Raw genomic sequence first — 18,912 nt, 5'->3', positions numbered from 1 at the left:
TAGCTGATAGCTGATAGCTGATAGCTGATAGCTGATAGCTGATAGCTGATAGCTGATAGCTGATAGCTGATAGCTGATAGCTGATAGCTGATAGCTGATAGCTGATAGCTGATAGCTGATAGCTCTTTAGAAGGATTTGATATGAAACTCGAAGATATTCGTCGTGAATACCTGCAAGATGCACTCAGTGAAGACAACTTGCTTGATGATCCGTTTAAGCAGTTTGAAACCTGGCTTGAGCACGCTGTTGCTAGTAACTTGCCCGACCCTACAGCAATGGTGGTCGCTACGGTTGATGACACCGGTCAGCCTTCACAGCGTATTGTGCTGCTAAAGCATTTAGATGATAACGGTTTTGTGTTTTTTACTAATACCGGTTCACGAAAAGCACAAGAGCTTAAAGGCAATAATAAAATTTCCTTGCACTTTCCATGGCACCACATGGAGCGCCAAGTAATTGTGTATGGTGAGGCGCAGCCGCTTCCAACGTCAGCCGTGGCTAAGTACTTCTTATCACGTCCAAAAGAAAGTCAATTAGCCGCTTGGGCGTCGCAACAAAGCCGCCCGGTGTCGTCGCGCAAAGTGTTAATGGAAACCTTTGCCAATATGAAAAACAAGTTTGCCAAAGGTGAAATACCACTCCCTGATTTTTGGGGCGGATATTGTGTTGTGCCGCAAAAAATCGAGTTTTGGCAAGGCGGAGCTCACCGTCTACATGATCGCTTTATGTATCAGCGTCAGGCAGATAATAGCTGGCAAATAACGCGCTTAAATCCGTAGTGGGCTAGTTTTTTGAAGTTTATAGACTCGCATTGCCATCTTGATTTTAGTGAGTTTGATGCAAACCGCGAATCACTTATTAATGCCTGTGTAGCAAAGGGCGTTAGCCAATTTATTGTGCCAGGTATTAGCTTGGCGCAATCTCAAAACCTACTAGAGTTTAAAGCAACCTACCCACAAGTCAGCATAGCGGCAGGGCTGCATCCTTATTTTTTAGAGCAACACCAACAATCACATTTAGAGTCATTATTTAATTTTGCTAAGGCAAATAAAACACAGCTGGTGGCTATTGGTGAGTGCGGGCTCGATCGCAGTATTTCCAATCTTGAAAAACAAACCTTTTTGTTTGAGCAGCAAATAGCGCTTGCTAATGAGCTTGATTTACCGCTAATTGTTCATCACAGGCAAAGCCATGATTTAATTGCGCAGTCGTTTAAGCGTTGTAGGCCAAAAAACGGCGGTGTGATCCATGCTTTTTCAGGCTCAATTCAACAAGCGCACTATTATATAAAGCAGGGTTTTAAACTTGGAGTCGGTGGGGTTATAACTTACGAGCGTGCAGCTAAAACACGTGCGGTTATAGCAAAGCTTGAGCCGCAGCATTTAGTGCTTGAAACTGACTCACCTTCAATGCCGCTAAGTGGTTATCAAGGGGAGATAAATACCCCACTGCATATTCCTAACGTATTTGATGCGCTTTATGGTTTAAAACCAAATAGCGATAAATTTCAATTAGCTGAGCAGCTTTATGATTCATGCTCAGACGTTTTTTGTATATAACGATTTACTTGCCAGCGCTTTAATCCTCGGCCTAATTGCCAAGTAAAAATACAGGCAATCACTAACATAAGTAGCACTTGGCGACCTAAATCATGAAAATGATTATGGCTAGCCGATACCGCAGCACGGGTTAAATAGGTAATAGATACAAAGCCAATCGGGCGGTTGTCGTCTGAAATAACTTGCTCAACAAAAGGCGTTTTTAACTTACTAATACCCGGTGATGAGTCAGGTAATAAGCCATACACATGATGCGATTGCCAATTATCGCTGCTCGCAAGTACCACACCTTGTTTGTCATAAATAGTGGCCGAGAGTACAAATTCATCTTTACTGATATTGTTGCATAAGGTGGTCAGTTGCGATTTGTTTTTTTCTATCAGCGGATTTTTAGCATTCAGTGCCATAAACTGAGTGAGAGATTTAGCTGCGCTATTGGCATTATCGTAAAGCAGTTGATGACTTTGAAAGCTACTATTTATACCCACCCAGCTTAATAATACAAAGCAGCCAGCGGCCAATAGCAAACGGACTAAACGCTTTTTTTGCGAGGCTGTAAGTGGATTTTTAAGATGGTTATTTTTCATAGTCACCGTATATGCTGCTGACAGCATTTTGATTTGATGTTACAACTACACTATAACCTTAAATCCACCCTGATGGCGAATTTTGTATCTTATATCCTTATCATCAATGCGCTAAATGTCAGGAAATATAAACGGAGATCCCATGTCGAACGCGAACATGGCACAGCACAGCGCTGAGCAACCATTATCACAACTTACCCTAAATAAATGGTTCAGCTATCAAAAGGGCGTATTTGCACCTTTAAATACAATTCCAAGCAGAGAACGAGGGCTTTTTAGTATCGCATTTGCAGGCGATTTTAGTATGGCGCATATTAATAGCATGATTGAATTTTTTGCCACTCATCAGCAAAACGTGACAGCAATGTGCCAATACCAGCCAGATTTAGGGTTATCTCCGGCATTATGTTTTTATATAGAAAATACAGAGCAGGCAATAAACCCACTTGAACTTCAAACTTTTGCAAATACCTTGACGTGTCAGTTAGTGCAAGTAACCAATCCCCCTAATTTAAAAAAACCAGGATTATTGGTAATGGATATGGATTCAACAGCCATTACTATTGAGTGCATTGATGAAATTGCGCGTTTAGCCAATGTATATGACGAGGTTGCCAGTGTGACCGCGCAGGCAATGGCAGGTAAGCTTGATTTTAGTGAGAGTTTAAACCAACGCGTTGCCAAGCTAAAAGGGATTGAAAAAAGCTTAATTGATGATCTAAAAAGTGCACTGCCTTTAATGCCGGGTATTAAAGCATTGTGCCAAATTTTAAAGCACCACCAATGGTATTTAGCCATTGCATCAGGCGGGTTTGTGCCGTTTGCAGAGCGTGTACAAGAGTTAATTAATTTAGATGAAGTGCATGCCAATGTGCTGGAATTTAAAGACGATAAACTAACAGGTAAGGTGTTAGGAGGCATTGTTGATGCTGAGCAAAAAGCGGTTATTTTAGAATCGCTTCAACAAAAGCTTCAGCTTAAAAAGGAGCAAACTGTTGCCATTGGTGATGGCGCAAATGATTTAAAAATGATGGCTCAAGCAGGATTAGGCGTTGCTGTGCATGGCAAACCTAAAGTAGTTGAACAAGCCCAAGCGGCTATTTGCCAAGGCTCGTTATTACAATTGCTGTATATGTTGGCGGTTCCGCTAAATCCATCACAGGGTTAACGTAAACGGTTTAACCAAATTAGTTTTCGCCTAGACATTTGCTCAACCTGTTGTTGGTTGAGCGATAAATGTACAAGGGCTTCGTCACTTACATCAATAATATCGCCAACTCCCGATACTGACCACAAGGCATCCTCTAAGTCTTTAGCCTTGTGAATTGCGTATTGGCTAACGTATTTTAGCTCATTTGCTAAGTAGTCAGTATCGAGTCGACCAGTACGTGAAATATATAAACGCATTATAAAAACCAGCTCAGACTTCAGCCCTTTACTTACTTGCTGTTTAAACTCGCTGCAGTCGGTGCCTAAAATACACTGACTGGTAATTGCATCGGCTATATTTTCTTTTTTAGGATCGAAGTTAATCACCAAACTAAATTCTAATGGCGAGTCTTGGCGAGAGCGCTCTTTAATATTCGGGGTGATCACATCAGCAATGTGCGCTTTAGTAATAATATTTGATAAGTCTGTTTTAGTATTTAGCAGTGAAAAATTTTGTAAAATAACATGCAGAGGGCTTGGATATAAACCAAATCCCATAGCGCCAATTTCAAAGTGAGCCATTGATTTATGTAAGTATATTGGGAACTGGCAAAGTGTTTTGGTTACCATATTTCTAAGTGCTGTAGAAAGCCCAGGTACTTTAGGTGACTCTTCTGCTATTTTTAATTTTTGTTTATTGCTGTCAATTAAAAGAGTAAAAAAATCGACCCCAGTATGAGGCGACTTTTTCTCTACATGTGCTTTTAAATTAATCGTAGTTAACGATTTACTTACCGCCATCACTTCATATTGAATAAGACTTAATGAATAACTTTTGGTGATTTTTTGTAAATCAGGGAATGACAGCGACACGATATCGCCTTTTTTAAAGTTTACTTCTTGATTACACTCTAGCTGTAAACCAAAGACTGAAAAGTCCCGAGTATGGCCATGCAGTACTGAGTCACGGGTGTTAATAACGACGCTGGTTTTATAAAGGTAACGCTTATTAGAACGAAGGTTCACGTACTCTAACGGCACGGTATTTAGCTCCGGCGGTGATGCATGCTTACTGTGGCCAAACAATTTCAATTTATTGGCCAAGGCTTTATCAAATTCATACTGTTGATAATGCTGTTGTTCATGCTTATTACCTACTTGAGTAAGTAGCATTAAATATTTTACGTCTTTTATGGCGCCTTCAACACGTGGTGAAGGCGGTTTATTAAGTTTCTCAATATCCTTACCCAAAGAGTTAGGTAAAGATAAAGGAATATAAGCATCTTCAGTATGGCTTGGCATCAATTGTAATTTAAAGCAGCGCCAACTGTCTCTTCGACTACCAAAACCAAAAAATAACGCTTTTAATTGTGCATGTTGCTCAAGCTCTGAACGAGTGGCTGAATAGTAGTAAATTTTCCCTGCAGAGACATGGGTAAAGGTATATAAATATTCCTCTTTTACAGCAACAGGTTTTAGTGCCAAGGTACGAATACGCTTATGGTTTAACACACTGTATAGGCAAGATACTTTGCGCTCATCGGTAAAGTAACGCTGAATAAACAGGCTGTTTTCTGTAGTTAAACTTAAGCTTGGATAATAAACACCGTTTTTTTGGCTTATAAAAACGTATAGCGAATTGACCCTAGGAATGTAATATTGCTCGTATCCTTTAGAAATAACTGCATCGAGGGTGTTATCTAAGTTCACTTTGTAGCGGCGTTTATTGCCGTGAATAAAGCTTTCTAAAAAATGGTCAAACGCGGTGTTGTTTTCTTTAAATGTGCGTTTTAAGCGAATATGATTAAATTCATCCGAGGTGTTTTCTATCGCAACCACTTCGTATTCAATCCCATTTTTTAACCCAAGCTCAAAATCTTGTTCAAGGCCAACTAAGTGCATAACAATAAGCTGACCTTTTTTTAAGTTATAGCGGGATGCCAACTTAATTTTACAGCCACTGAGTGAAATATCAGAAGTACTTGCTTCAATTTTTGTTTGCTCATCGTACTCAATAGTAATTTTAATTGAGTAATTCATTCGCTCTTCGCTACGACTTTCATAAGCCGCAAACTTAATTACATCGGTGGGTAGTTCGGGTAATGGTTCAATTATTTTAGCTGGGGTGGTCGTTGATTTTTGCTGTAATACACGATAATTATTTTCGGTATTCATTACCGCTTCGTACACGGCAAGGGTGTAGCCTTTATGTTGTTTTATTGATGCTTCGAATACTTCAATGGCGGTGTCATCCATAAAGTGTTGTTTACCGTTATGCTCATATGGTTTTACTTGGCCGGTTACTGAGCCACGCAGATCAATAAAGCGGTCTATCGGCTGAGATAAACGCGACATTTCCATTTTTATTAAAAACTGCTCGGGTTTGCTTAACTCGGCGGTTTTTGACTTGAAAATGAGATCAAACTTAGCATTTCCCAAATACTGTTTTAATTCATTTACAAGCGCTTCATGCTTGAGCAATACGTCTTCAGCCATTTATAAATCATCACCGTCTAATTTAAAAGTAGGTATACTGTTGCAATCATTTATTAGAGAATTAAATAAATCTAATATCGAAAAGTAGTTAAATGCGACCACGATATTATGCGTAACTATACTTTGTGTTTATTGTTATTCGTTATGAGCCAATTAATTGGCATGTTTTTATAAGCTTTTTAAAGCAAGAAGCATGCCCTAAAGCAGGTTCAGTAAAACGGCACCAGTATAGTGTGAGTGTGATACTAAATGCGCTATTCCACAAGGCGTTGTTGCTAAGGTAAAGCCAGCAATGGCAAAATAAGCGCTTAACAGTCAATATTTCAAAATAAAGAATAGTAGGTAAGGTTTTAAATGGCTAAAGCGGCAAAAGTAGAGTTTGTTTGTACAGAATGTGGCATGAGCTATCAACGCTGGCAAGGTCAGTGTCGCTGCGGTGCGTGGAACACATTAGCAGAGTTTAAACCTTCTGCAGGGCAAAGCAAAAAAGTAGCAGCTCGTGCAAGTGTCGGTGGCTACGCCGGTGGTATTGGCGGTGGCTCTAAAAAAATTAATGAAGTAGCAACCTCAGAGGCAGAAAAACAGCTTACTGAAATTGGCGAACTTGACCGTGTACTAAGCGGCGGTGTAACCACCGGCTCGGTTAATATTATTTCTGGCGATCCGGGGGCGGGTAAAACCACGCTACTATCGGATTTAGTGGCAAGAATGTCTCAGCGCATGCCATCGCTTTATTGTACTGCTGAGGAGTCTTTGTCGCAGTTTAAAAACCGAGTAAACCGTTTAAAACTTAACTATAACGAAGATGAGCTCTATTTACTTTCTGAAACCAGTGTTGAAACCATTATTGAAGAGCTGGATAAAAACAAAATTAAGTTTGCCGTTATCGACTCTATTCAAGCCGTGGTCACCGACACCGCTAATGGTAGCCCTGGCTCACCCTCGCAAGTAAAAAGTGCCGCTCAAGCGCTAACCCAATATTGTAAGCAAAACGATGTCACTATGTTCATTATTGCTCACGTAAATAAAAATAATGAAATAGCTGGCCCGCAAACATTAGTGCATATTGTTGATGCACTGTTACATATTGATACCAACGATGGTCAAGTGCGTACGCTGCGTGCTAATAAAAACCGCTTTGGTGATATAGATACTGTGGGCATTTTTAAAATGTGTGAACGCGGTATGCTCAGTGTGGATAACCCCAGCGAAATTTTCTTATCCGGTTCAACCACTGAATCACCGGGGTCGACGATTACCTGTATTCGTAAAGGTAATCGTAATTTACTACTCGAAATTCAATGTTTAACCACTGAAACAGAAGCAGAATTTCCACAGCGAGTATGTGTTGGTTTAAATATGAACCGGATTAAAATGCTCACTGGTATTTTACGTAAACACACTAAAACTAAAATATTTCACGATACGTTTTTTAATATTGTGGGTGGTCTAAAAATTGATGAATCAGAAACCTGTATTGATTTAGCGCTTGTTACTGCACTTTTAAGTAGTTTGAACGAGTTTGTTGTACCTCGAACCACCTGTATTATGGGGGAGCTAAGTTTAAACGGTGATGTGCGTCCAATCGACAGTGGTGTACCCCGTGTTAAAGAAGCGGCGCAACATGGGTTTACTGAAATATTTATCCCATTTCGTAACTACCATAAATCGATGGAAGGGCTGGGTGCTAAAATAACGCCAGTTAAAACAGTGCATGAGCTACTGAGTTTAATTAACTAGCAAACAAAAAGTGCTTAACGATGCATGTTCTCAATGTTAGTCTTGCTTAAAGCCACTTATATAAAGAGTTTAATAAGGAAATGACATGAAAAAATTAGTGATTGCAGCCGCGATTATTGCTGCAGGTGTGGGTGGCGTAAGCTATGCAAACTATGTTGCAACACAAGAGGTACGTGCTGAGGTTGATAAACAGTTGGCCTTGGTCAGCGAACAAACAGGTGCTAGTTTTAACTACGCAGAGCTATCGGCGAGTGTTATTTCAAACAGTGTTGCCATTAGTAATATTGAAGTGACTAGCCCTGAGGGCGATAAAATTGCCACGGTTGAGCATGTTGAAGTGACAGGCTACGAAACCGATAAAATATCGCCACATACTGCTTTTACGTTAAAAAACTTCCAATTTGATAAAAGCTTTGTCGATACACTGCCTGCAGATACAAATACACAACTTGCCTCAGCCAGTTATGATTTACACTCTTCATTAGATTACGATGAGCAATCAGGTAACAGTGATATTGTTGTTAAGCTGCAAGCTAATGATATTGCCAGTATTGATATGGACATGGGGCTTGCTAACTCTAAAGCGCTTATGGATGCTTCACTTGAAATCAGTAAGGCTCAGCAAGCTGCAGGTAATACACCGCTTACTTATGAGCAAGAGCTACAACAGCAAACAATGATTATGCAAGCAATGAGTAAGCTAGAGCCACGTAATGTTAGCTTAGTTGTTAATAACCAAGGTGATCTTAAAGGCTTATTAGAAAGCGAGTTGGCAAAGCAAGGTATGACGTTAGAGCAAATGCAAACAATGCTTGATCAACAGCTTCAACAAGCACCTGTGACCGAAGAAATAGCCAAGGCGTTAACTGATTTTGCTAAAGGACTAAATTCGTTTAGTGTGTCAGCAAAACTGCCTGAAGGTAAAACTATGATGGAAGTGAATCAGCAACTAATGATGTTAGCAGGGCAACCCGAAGAGCTGGTTAAGTTTATAAATTTAGAAGTTAAAGGCAAATAACAGCGGTAAGTTATAAGCCGTCAGGATTCAATTTAAAACAAAAAAGCCGTACTTGATTATTCAATTACGGCTTTTATTATTTTAGCTGATAGTTAGTGAAGAATACGCGCTCTAATTGTACCTTCAACTGCACTGAGCTCTTTAAGTGCGACTTCTGAGTGATCTGTGTCTACATCAATAACCACGTAACCAATTGCTTCATCGGTTTGTAAGTACTGTGCGGCAATGTTAATACCGTGCTGAGCAAACGCTTGGTTAATTTGCGTTAGCACGCCAGGGCGGTTGTGATGCACGTGTAACAGGCGGCTGCGATTAGCAAGCTCTGGCAATGATACTTCAGGGAAGTTAACCGCAGTAATAGTTGAGCCGTTATCTGAGTACTTAGCGAGTTTACCCGCTACTTCAATACCAATGTTCTCTTGTGCTTCTTGAGTAGAACCACCTATATGCGGCGTTAAAATAACGTTGTCGAATTCACGCAGTGGCGAGATAAATTCTTCATCGTTAGATTTAGGTTCAACTGGGAATACGTCAATTGCTGCGCCGCTGAGTTTTTTCTCTGTTAGCGCTTCTGCTAGGGCGTCAATATCAACGACAGTACCACGTGAAGCGTTAATTAAAATAGAGCCTTGCTTCATTACCGCCAATTCAGCCGTGCCAATCAGGTTTTTAGTTTGCGGTGTTTCAGGTACGTGCAAGCTAATAATATCAGCGCGTTGCAATAGCTGCGTTAAGTTATGTACTTGTGTCGCATTACCTAAAGACAGTTTGTCTTCAATGTCGTAATACTCCACGTTCATACCAATATTTTCAGCCATAATGCCCAACTGAGTACCAATGTGACCGTAGCCAATAATACCTAAGGTTTTACCGCGCGCTTCAAAAGAGCCATTGGCTGTTTTTAACCAGCCACCACGGTGCGCAGCGGCATTTCGCTGTGGAATACCACGTAATAAAAGCAGTATTTCACCTAGTACAAGCTCAGCTACAGAGCGAGTATTTGAAAACGGGGCATTAAATACTGCAATACCGCGTTCACGTGCTGCGTTTAAATCTACTTGGTTGGTACCAATACAAAAACAACCGATAGCAACCAGTTTTTCAGCTGCATTTAATACCGATTCATTAATATGAGTACGAGAACGCAGCCCTACAAAGTGCACATCTTTAATGCGCTCAATAAGCTCGTCCTCAGGTAGCGATGTTTTAACGTAGTCGATATTGCTATAACCGTTACGTTTTAGCGTTTCAACAGCGCTTTGATGAACACCTTCAAGCAAGAGAATTTTAATTTTGTCTTTTGCTAACGATACCTTACTCATAACCATATCCTATTTAATTTGTGGCCCATTTTTTGTGCCGATAATCACTTTATCAGCACCGCGCTCTGCAAATAGGCCGTTGGTGACTACGCCAACAATTTGATTTATTTGTGTTTCAAGCTGTTTAGCATGGGTAATTTTTAAATTATGTACATCTAAAATAACGTTGCCGTTATCGGTTACAACACCTTGGCGATACACAGGATCACCGCCAAGTTTTAATAATTCGCGGGCAACATAGCTGCGCGCCATCGGAATAACTTCAACTGGCAGTGGGAAATCCCCTAAGGTATCGACTAGTTTGGTGTCATCAACAATACACACAAACTGTTTAGCCACTGCCGCGACTATTTTTTCACGGGTGAGCGCTGCACCACCGCCTTTAATCATTTCGTTTAGAGCGTTAATTTCATCTGCGCCATCAACGTATACATCCAGAGCATCAACATCATTTAGCTCAAATACTTCTATACCAAGTTCTTTTAAACGTGCTGTAGACGCTTCTGAACTAGATACTGCACCAACAATGGTGTCTTTTACTGTGCCTAAAGCATCAATAAAATGATTAACGGTTGAGCCTGTACCAACACCTACTATGGTGTTTTCTTTTACAAACTCCAGTGCAGCCCATGCAGCTGCTTTTTTTAATTCATCTTGTGTCATTGCTATGTGCTCATTTATGTCAAAAATAGACTGTTAGTTTACAAGATTAATTGTTACCAACAGTAGGTTTTATTGGGTGTAATAATAGTTTTAAGAGGCACATCCCACGAATCAATTGGGAGCTTATCCACTTGTTGGCATTCGTGTGCTAGGCCAATAAGTTGTGGTTGCTGCCAGTTTTCTTCGTGTAAACGTGCCAAGGTTCTATCGTAAAACCCACCCCCCATTCCAAGGCGATTACCAAATTTATCAAATGCAACAAGTGGCATAAGTAGATAATCAAGCGCTGGCAATGGGCATATTTGAGAGCAGTTCAGCTTAGGCTCCAAGATACCATAGCGGTTTGCTCTCATGGGTGAGTTTTTTTCATATCGTTGAAATAGTAAATTAGCCCCGTTGAAAGGGTGAATTACAGGTAAGTAAACATGCTGTTCAATGCTCCATAATTCATTAATTAACAATGAGGTATCTAATTCGCCATCATTGCTTAAATAAAGCGCGACATGGCTTTTTTTGGCCGAGTTCATGCTTTTTAAATATTGAATAAAATTCACTTTAAGCAAGTGGGCCGCTATTTCTTGCTGGTTTTTTGATAGGTTATTACGTGCTTTACGAATATCGTGTCTTATTTGTGCGCGATTATTACTCATTAAATAACTAAACCATGATTAAAAAGAGAATAAATTAGGAAATAATAAGTACACAGCAAGCACAATAAGTAATATTACGGCTGTAGAAATCAGCGAATATAAAACAAGGTTACTGCGTTTTTTGGGTGTTGTAGAGAGTGGCTCATCTAGCATTAAATCGTCATCTTGCCATGGTTCGTCATTTTCATCAGGCAGTGATAACTCAACCTCGGGGAGACGTTGCTCAAGATCCTCAAGTTTCTCTTCAAGACGAATTAAGCTACTAGTAATGTAATCTAGGGCATCAAATAAGCGCTGATCTCGCTGGCTATCGTGCGCTTTTTGAGAAGTAGCTTGTGTAGGGGCTGTTTGCTGAAGTTTGCTTTTGATCCCCAGCGTTGAAAGTAACTTAGCTTGCTTAAGGGCTTTCTCTTTGTTGCTAGGAGCAAACAGCGGCTTGCCATTAAAAAATGCCGCCACCTTTTCAGGTGAGGTTTTTAGTTTTTCTGTCAGTGCATTGGTCACTGCTTGGCTGTCTGCGCCTTCTGCAAGTCCTACAAATATAACACGAAAATTGTCGGCCATTTTTTATCCCTAACACGCTTTATTGTATAAGCAGAGTATATACCTAAAATGTTAAACAGTTCGAGACTGTTTTATGACTAACTTAATACACATAGCAAAACGGCCCTAAAAAGGGCCGTTTTAATATTAGCTAGGTGGCTTACAGGCCAGCTGCTGCGCGAAGTGCGTCTGCTTTATCTGTGCGTTCCCATGGGAATTCATCACGGCCAAAGTGGCCGTAAGCCGCTGTTGGAAGATAAATAGGGCGCTCAAGATCAAGCATTTGAATTAGGCCGTAAGGGCGTAAGTCAAAGTGTTCACGAATAAGTTCGATTAAACGCGCTTCTTCTAATTTACCTGTGCCAAATGTTTCAACACTGATAGATGTTGGCTCTGCAACACCAATAGCATAAGACACCTGAAGTTCACACTTGTCAGCAAGGCCAGCAGCAACAATGTTTTTAGCAACATAACGTGCAGCATAAGCCGCTGAGCGGTCAACTTTTGATGGATCTTTACCAGAGAAAGCACCACCACCATGACGAGCCATGCCACCGTAAGTATCTACAATGATTTTGCGACCAGTTAAACCACAGTCACCCATTGGTCCACCAATTACAAAACGACCCGTTGGGTTAATAAAGAATTTAGTGGCACTAGTAATCAGCTCAGCAGGAAGTACTGGCTTAATAATCGTTTCCATTACCGCTTCTACTAAATCACTTTGCGATACATCTTCACTGTGCTGAGTAGAAAGTACAACGGCATCAATGCCTACTGGCTTGCCATTTTCGTATGCAAACGTAACCTGTGATTTTGCATCTGGACGCAACCAGTTAAGCTCGCCGCTTTTACGTACTTGTGCTTGGCGTTGTACTAAACGGTGAGAATAAGTAATTGGAGCAGGCATTAATACTTCAGTTTCGTTACATGCGTAACCAAACATTAGGCCTTGGTCGCCAGCGCCTTGCTCTTCAGGGCTTGTACGGTCAACACCTTGGTTAATGTCAGGAGACTGTTTACCAATCGTGTTTAAAATTGCACACGAATCGGCATCAAAGCCCATATCTGAGTGTGTGTAACCAATTTCACGTACTGTTTTACGTGTAATTTCTTCGATATCAACCCATGCGCTAGTCGTGATTTCACCACCAACCATAACCATACCGGTTTTAACGTAAGTTTCACACGCTACACGGGCATGAGAGTCTTGCTCTAGGATAGCATCAAGTACCGCATCAGAAATTTGATCGGCGATTTTATCCGGATGACCTTCAGAAACAGATTCAGAAGTAAATAAATGTTTTGCCATTGTAATTATGCTCACAAATATTGCGCTTCACAAACGTCGGTATTAGCGCTAAAAAATTAAGGCGCGTATTTTATCTAAAACAAATGAACTTGCATAGTTTTTTTACGCCTAGACGTCTAAATAAAATATCTAATAGTAAATGGTTCTTAAAAAATATTCATAATGCCCTATTTTTATGGGTTTTTAATTGCACACAGCCCCCACAATAAGTAAGAATGGGGATAAATAAATACCCGCGCAAATACATATAAAGGTAGGAGAATTCATGCCATCTCGCAAAGAACTTGCAAATGCTATTCGCGTCTTGTCAATGGACGCAGTACAAAAGGCCAAATCTGGTCACCCTGGAGCCCCTATGGGCATGGCTGATATCGCAGAAGTATTATGGCGCGATTATCTAAAACATAACCCAACAAATCCAGAGTGGGCTGACCGAGATCGATTTATACTCTCAAATGGTCACGGTTCAATGCTAATTTATTCTCTACTGCATTTAAGTGGTTATGACTTGCCACTGGACGAAATTAAAAACTTCCGCCAAATGCATTCTAAAACACCAGGCCATCCAGAATATGGATACGCGCCAGGAATTGAGACCACTACGGGCCCATTAGGTCAAGGGATCACAAATGCGGTAGGTATGGCGATTGCTGAAAAAGCATTAGCAGCGCAGTTTAACCGTGAAGGCCATGACATTGTTGATCACCACACGTATGCGTTTATGGGTGATGGTTGTTTAATGGAAGGTATTTCTCATGAAGCATGCTCACTAGCTGGTACATTAGGCCTAGGCAAGTTAGTGGCATTTTGGGATGACAACGGCATTTCAATCGACGGTGAAGTTGAAGGCTGGTTTAGCGATGACACACCAGCACGTTTCAAAGCATACGGCTGGCATGTAATTAGTGACGTTGATGGCCACGACAGCGATGCTGTAAGTGCTGCAATTAGCGAAGCCAAAAGCGTGACCGACAAACCAACGCTAATTTGTTGTAAAACAGTGATTGGTTATGGCTCACCTAATAAATCAGGTAGCCACGACTGTCATGGTGCACCACTAGGTGATGACGAAATTAAAGCATCTCGCGAGTTCTTAGGTTGGACGGGTGATGCATTTGAAATCCCTGCTGACATTTATGCACAGTGGGATAACAAAGAAAAAGGCCAACAGCTTGAAGCAAGCTGGGATGAGAAATTTGCTGCCTACGAGCAAGCATTCCCAGAGCTAGCAGCAGAATACAAACGCCGTACAAATTCAGATTTACCAGCTGATTGGGCTGAAAAGTCACAAGCGTATATTGAGCAGTTACAAGCAAACCCAGCAAACCCAGCATCACGTAAAGCATCGCAAAATGCATTAAACGCGTTTGGTCCGTTACTACCTGAGTTTATGGGTGGCTCTGCCGATTTAGCAGGTTCAAACTTAACAATTTGGGATGGCTCTAAAGGCTTAACGGCAGACGATGCAAGTGGTAACTACGTTTACTACGGTGTGCGTGAGTTTGGTATGTCGGCAATTATGAATGGTATTGCACTTCATAAAGGCTTTATCCCTTACGGTGCAACGTTCTTAATGTTTATGGAATACGCACGTAACGCGGTTCGTATGGCTGCATTAATGAAGCAACCAAGCATTTTTGTATACACGCACGATTCAATTGGTTTAGGTGAAGATGGTCCAACTCACCAACCAGTAGAGCAAATTGCCAGCATGCGTTTAACGCCTAACCTTTACAACTGGCGCCCATGTGACCAAGTTGAGTCGGCAATTGCATGGCAACAAGCTATTGAACGTAAAGACGGCCCTACATCATTAATCTTTACTCGCCAAGGCTTAGAGCAACAAGCGCGTGATGCACAGCAATTAAGCGACGTTAAAAAGGGTGGTTACATCCTAAGTTGTGACGGCAACCCAGAGCTTATTTTTATTGCTACCGGCTCTGAAGTACAACTAGCGCAAGATTCTGCGAAAGAGCTACGTGCGCAGGGTAAAAAGGTACGTGTTGTATCTATGCCATGTACTGATGCGTTTGAAGATCAATCGCCTGAGTACAAAGAAAGCGTATTACCAGCAAGCGTTTCACGTCGCGTAGCGATTGAAGCGGGTATTGCTGATTACTGGTACAAGTACGTAGGTCTAAATGGCGCCGTAGTCGGTATGACTACTTTTGGTGAATCAGCTCCAGCTAACGAGCTATTTGAATTCTTCGGCTTCACCGTAGAAAACATCGTTAACAAAGCAAATGCATTGTTTTAATTAATTACTTTAGTATTTTAAAAGCCCGCGCTGTGTAAACAGGGCGGGCTTTTTTATGAGTTGTACTTTTATCACTTCCTCTAAAGCGCAGCGTCTCATAGCCCTCTTTGTGCATAAATCATTAAAAACTTATTTGAACACAGAGAAGCGATTGAGAAGAAAATAAGGTAATACAAAACCCAAATTATAAAAAACAGTTGTTTGAACACAGAGAAGCGAATGAGGCAATATAAAAACCAAATTATAAAAAATAGTTGTTTGAACACTTCTCTAAAGCGCAGCGTCTCATAGCCCTCTTTATGCATAAATCACTAAAAATCTATTTGAACACAGAGAAGGGAATGAGAAGAAAATGAGGCCATACAAAATCCAAATTACAAAATTAATTTTGTTGTTTGATTACTTCTCTAAAGCGTAGCGTCTCATAGCCCTCTTTGTGTATAAATCACTAAAAATCTATTTGAACACAGAGAAGCGATTGTGAAGAAAATGAGGCCATACAAAATCAATTTTGTTGTTTGAACACTTCTCTAAAGCGCAGCGTTTCATAGCCCTCTTTGTGCACAAATTATTAAAAACTTATTTGAACAAAGAGAAGCGATTGAGAAGAAAATGAGGCCATACAAAATCAATTTTGTTGTTTGATTACTTCTCTAAAGCGAAGCGCCTCATAGCCCTATTTGTGCATAATCACTAAAAGGTTTATTTGGACAAAGAGAAGCGAATGAGAAGAAAATGAGGCCATACAAAAACCAAATTAAAAAATTAGTTTAGCTGTTTGATTACTTCTCTAAAGCGTAGCGTCTCATAGCCCTCTTTATGCATAAATCACTAAAAATCTATTTGAACACAGAGAAGCTATTGAGAAGAAAATGAGGCCATACAAAATCCAAATTATAAAATCAATTTTGTTGTTTGATCACTTCTCTAAAGCGCAGCGTCTCATAGCCCTCTTTGTGCATAAATCATTAAAAGTTTATTTGAACACAGAGAAGCGAATGAGAAGAAAATGAGGCAATACAAAAACCAAATTAAAAAATCAATTTTGTTGTTTGATTACTTCTCTAAAGCGTAGCGTCTCATAGCCCTCTTTGTGCATAAATCACTAAAAATTCTGTTCGAAACTCGCAGCCTGTCGCTCGAAGCATATTTCCTATAAAGTCGTTCATTTTTAATCTTTTGGCTTCTAAATGAGTAATTTTCACAGCACTTAACTTGCAAGGTTTTTGTGTATCAGGCACTGTGGAGGTAACAAAATTATAAATTAATAACAGGAGTTAACATGCCAAAGTTCGACAACGTTAGTGTGGTTAAAAAAGCCAATGTATATTTTGATGGCAAAGTATCAAGCCGAACTGTGCTTTTAGGAAATGGTGAAGCGAAAACCTTGGGTTTTATGCAACCCGGTGAATTTGAGTTTAATACTAACCAAAAAGAGTGTATGGAGTTGTTAGCAGGGCAGTGGGATGTGTTACTACCAGGTGAAACACAGTGGAAAACATTTAATGCGGGTGAGTCATTTAATGTTGATGCTAATGTCAGCTTCCATGTAAAAGTAAGTGATTTTGCTGATTATTGCTGTTCATACACAGATTAATTACATGAATGGTTAAATTATCAGCACCTCTGAAAGGCCGCTATCACGCGGCTTTTTGCATACTTAATGCTAAATGAATGATCTAAATCAGGTGGGGTAATAAATAATTGCTAAATTTAGCTATTTTCTCTTGTGTTAATTCGTTTAGCCCCCAATACTAACTGTGAGGTAACATAAAAAAGGATACCCTATGAAAATTAATCTTTCTGGTCACCATGTTGACGTTACTGATTCTATTAAAGAACACATTAACGAAAAGTTTTCTAAAATTGAGAGTCATTTTCCATCATTGATAGCGCTCGACATTATTCTTTCAAAAGAGCATCACAAGTTCCAAGCAGAAATTAGTACAAATTATGAAGGTGCGCGAATATCAGTTAAAGGGGAAAACGAGGTTATGTACCCAGCCATTTCAAGCGCAGCTAAAAAACTCGATGCCGCACTAAAGCATCGTAAAGGGCAAATAAAAGCAAACTTACATGAAAAGCCTGTAAGTACCACTCCTGAAATAGCACACGAAATCATCCAAGAGATGGATTTAAATTAATAACTAACAATGTGTTATTTTTAAAAAGAGCCTAAGGGCTCTTTTTTATTGCCTTTAAATTAGGTAAGTTATGCATTCACACAGTTTATTGATGATTAAAATTAATAATAAAAGCACATAACACACCAAATTTGAGAAGTTAATGCAGTACACACAAAGCACATGGAAGTCTCGGTTAGGGGCGCTCGGCCCAGGTATTTTAATGGCCACCGCTGCCATTGGTGGCTCACACTTAGTTGCATCGACCCAAGCTGGCGCATTATTTGGCTGGCAGCTATTTTGGCTTATTGTGGTGGTTAACGTTTTAAAGTACCCGTTTTTTCGTTTTGGTATGGAGTACACACTCGCTACTAAAAATAGTTTAGTCGAAGGGTATAAAAGCCAAGGGCCTGGCTATTTTTACAGTTTTATTGCCCTCAATATTATTGCCGCTGTGGTAAATACCGCGGGCGTATTGTTGCTTACTGCGAGCTTATTACACTACGCATTACCTATTAGTATTCCTGTTACCTTATTGTGCTGGTTAATATTGGCTGCGTGTTTAATTATATTATTACTAGGGCACTTTAAAGCGCTCGATAACGTTGCAAAAGCTATTATGGGGCTACTTACTATAGCAACCATAACCGCATTAGTTATTGCTATAAATAACGGCCCTGTAGCGCCTGTAAACTATGTTTGTCCCTCACCGTATGAACTTGCCATGTTAGGCTTTATGGTTGCTTTAATGGGCTGGATGCCAGCGCCTATTGAAATTTCGGCTCTGAGCTCGTTGTGGCTTAAAGAAAAACAAACTCAGCAAAGTGTGACTAAAAGCCAAGGCTTATTCGACTTTAATGTAGGTTATTGGTTAACCGCCGGGCTTGCGCTGGTATTTTTTAGTTTAGGTGCGTTAGTGCAATATGGGCAAAGCAGTAATATAGAGCTCGGTGGTGTCGCGTTTGCCAAGCAGCTTATTGATATGTACGCATTAACAATAGGCGAGTGGGCAAGGCCCTTGGTATCAGCCATCGCGTTTTTGTGTATGTTTGGCACCACACTCACCGTGCTTGACGGCTACGCACGTACACTTAACGAATCACACAAATTACTTGGTTTTAAGCAATCAAAACACAGTTTAAATAGGTGGCTTATATTACAAGCGTTGGCTGGTATGGCGGTGATTTTATTTTTTAAATCAGCCCTTGGCCCGATGCTTACCTTTGCCATGACGCTTGCGTTTGTAACTACCCCCGTTTTTGCATGGCTTAACTTCAGCCTAGTTCGATCAGAGCCTGCGATTAAACACAGTCTACTTTTGCGTGTCTTAACCTGGTTAGGCTTGGTGTACTTGGTTGGTTTTGCTGTTGCGTTTGTAGTGTGGAAGTTGATGTGATTTTATATTCGAGGTTCGAGGTGAAAGGTACAAATCAAACAACCTCTGCATAGATGTCGACTGTTGTAGACCCCGATAGGCTTCAGCGAGCGAAGA

At 40.4% G+C, this 18,912-nt stretch carries 16 protein-coding genes; 9 read left to right on the top strand and 7 right to left on the bottom strand.

Annotated features, from left to right (window positions below; genetic code table 11):
* Positions 1-141 precede the first annotated feature (141 nt).
* Positions 142-780, top strand: a complete 639-nt coding sequence (pdxH, locus tag QL986_RS12720) for a pyridoxamine 5'-phosphate oxidase (protein WP_024602100.1) — start codon at positions 142-144, stop codon at positions 778-780.
* Between the two features lie 12 nt (positions 781-792).
* Entirely contained in the window at positions 793-1,560 is a 768-nt protein-coding gene (locus QL986_RS12715) for a TatD family hydrolase (protein WP_128583110.1), read from the top strand.
* On the opposite strand, the gene QL986_RS12710 is transcribed toward QL986_RS12715, so the two are convergent.
* Positions 1,527-2,147, bottom strand: coding sequence for an AhpA/YtjB family protein (locus tag QL986_RS12710; protein ID WP_024602098.1), 621 nt, complete (start codon positions 2,145-2,147; stop codon positions 1,527-1,529). The genes QL986_RS12715 and QL986_RS12710 overlap by 34 nt on opposite strands.
* A 142-nt stretch (positions 2,148-2,289) precedes the next feature.
* Between QL986_RS12710 and serB the strand changes: the two genes are divergently transcribed.
* Positions 2,290-3,315 (top strand): phosphoserine phosphatase SerB, encoded by a 1,026-nt coding sequence (gene serB / locus QL986_RS12705; RefSeq protein WP_290191603.1) that lies wholly within the window; start codon positions 2,290-2,292, stop codon positions 3,313-3,315.
* Here serB and QL986_RS12700 read toward each other — a convergent pair.
* Positions 3,312-5,792, bottom strand: coding sequence for a PilZ domain-containing protein (locus tag QL986_RS12700; RefSeq protein WP_290191602.1), 2,481 nt, complete (start codon positions 5,790-5,792; stop codon positions 3,312-3,314). The genes serB and QL986_RS12700 overlap by 4 nt on opposite strands.
* Before the next feature lie 354 nt (positions 5,793-6,146).
* Here QL986_RS12700 and radA point away from each other — a divergent pair, with 354 nt between their 5' ends.
* Both radA and QL986_RS12690 read left to right on the top strand, forming a co-directional pair.
* Positions 6,147-7,532, top strand: coding sequence for a DNA repair protein RadA (radA, locus tag QL986_RS12695; protein WP_290191601.1), 1,386 nt, complete (start codon positions 6,147-6,149; stop codon positions 7,530-7,532).
* Positions 7,533-7,617: 85 nt separating this feature from the next.
* Positions 7,618-8,550, top strand: a complete 933-nt coding sequence (locus tag QL986_RS12690) for a hypothetical protein (RefSeq protein ID WP_138686443.1) — start codon at positions 7,618-7,620, stop codon at positions 8,548-8,550.
* Positions 8,551-8,642: 92 nt separating this feature from the next.
* On the opposite strand, the gene serA is transcribed toward QL986_RS12690, so the two are convergent.
* The 5 genes from serA to metK all read right to left on the bottom strand — a co-directional run bounded on the left by serA (position 8,643) and on the right by metK (position 13,040).
* Positions 8,643-9,872 (bottom strand): phosphoglycerate dehydrogenase, encoded by a 1,230-nt coding sequence (gene serA / locus QL986_RS12685; RefSeq protein ID WP_028833921.1) that lies wholly within the window; start codon positions 9,870-9,872, stop codon positions 8,643-8,645.
* Between the two features lie 9 nt (positions 9,873-9,881).
* Positions 9,882-10,535, bottom strand: a complete 654-nt coding sequence (rpiA, locus tag QL986_RS12680) for a ribose-5-phosphate isomerase RpiA (protein ID WP_013465690.1) — start codon at positions 10,533-10,535, stop codon at positions 9,882-9,884.
* Between the two features lie 53 nt (positions 10,536-10,588).
* Positions 10,589-11,185 (bottom strand): 5-formyltetrahydrofolate cyclo-ligase, encoded by a 597-nt coding sequence (locus tag QL986_RS12675; protein ID WP_290191600.1) that lies wholly within the window; start codon positions 11,183-11,185, stop codon positions 10,589-10,591.
* A gap of 18 nt (positions 11,186-11,203) precedes the next feature.
* The gene (locus QL986_RS12670; protein WP_138686445.1) at positions 11,204-11,749 is read right to left on the bottom strand and encodes a hypothetical protein; all 546 of its coding nucleotides are present in this window, start codon (positions 11,747-11,749) and stop codon (positions 11,204-11,206) included.
* Positions 11,750-11,888: 139 nt separating this feature from the next.
* Complete coding sequence (metK, locus tag QL986_RS12665; protein ID WP_010387726.1) at positions 11,889-13,040, bottom strand: methionine adenosyltransferase; 1,152 nt, start codon at positions 13,038-13,040, stop codon at positions 11,889-11,891.
* Positions 13,041-13,305: 265 nt separating this feature from the next.
* On the opposite strand from metK, the gene tkt reads away from it, so the two are divergent.
* From tkt to QL986_RS12645, 4 genes are all read left to right on the top strand, one after another.
* A complete protein-coding gene (gene tkt, locus QL986_RS12660) occupies positions 13,306-15,297 on the top strand; it encodes a transketolase (RefSeq protein ID WP_290191599.1) in 1,992 nt (663 codons plus the stop codon).
* A gap of 1,282 nt (positions 15,298-16,579) precedes the next feature.
* On the top strand, positions 16,580-16,894 hold the full coding sequence (locus QL986_RS12655) for a pyrimidine/purine nucleoside phosphorylase (RefSeq protein ID WP_024602085.1): 315 nt from the start codon (positions 16,580-16,582) through the stop codon (positions 16,892-16,894).
* Between the two features lie 190 nt (positions 16,895-17,084).
* A complete protein-coding gene (gene raiA, locus QL986_RS12650) occupies positions 17,085-17,441 on the top strand; it encodes a ribosome-associated translation inhibitor RaiA (protein ID WP_008110321.1) in 357 nt (118 codons plus the stop codon).
* 142 nt (positions 17,442-17,583) lie between these two features.
* Positions 17,584-18,816 carry a divalent metal cation transporter gene (locus tag QL986_RS12645; RefSeq protein ID WP_290191598.1) on the top strand — a complete coding sequence of 411 codons (1,233 nt, stop codon included), beginning with the start codon at positions 17,584-17,586 and terminating at the stop codon, positions 18,814-18,816.
* The last annotated feature ends 96 nt before the right edge of the window (positions 18,817-18,912 follow it).

Source organism: Pseudoalteromonas sp. APC 3250 (assembly GCF_030407915.1).
GTDB classification, from domain to species: domain Bacteria; phylum Pseudomonadota; class Gammaproteobacteria; order Enterobacterales; family Alteromonadaceae; genus Pseudoalteromonas; species Pseudoalteromonas tetraodonis.
Note: the sequence above shows the minus strand (reverse complement) of the source record. Positions and strands in the feature narration are given on the sequence as shown.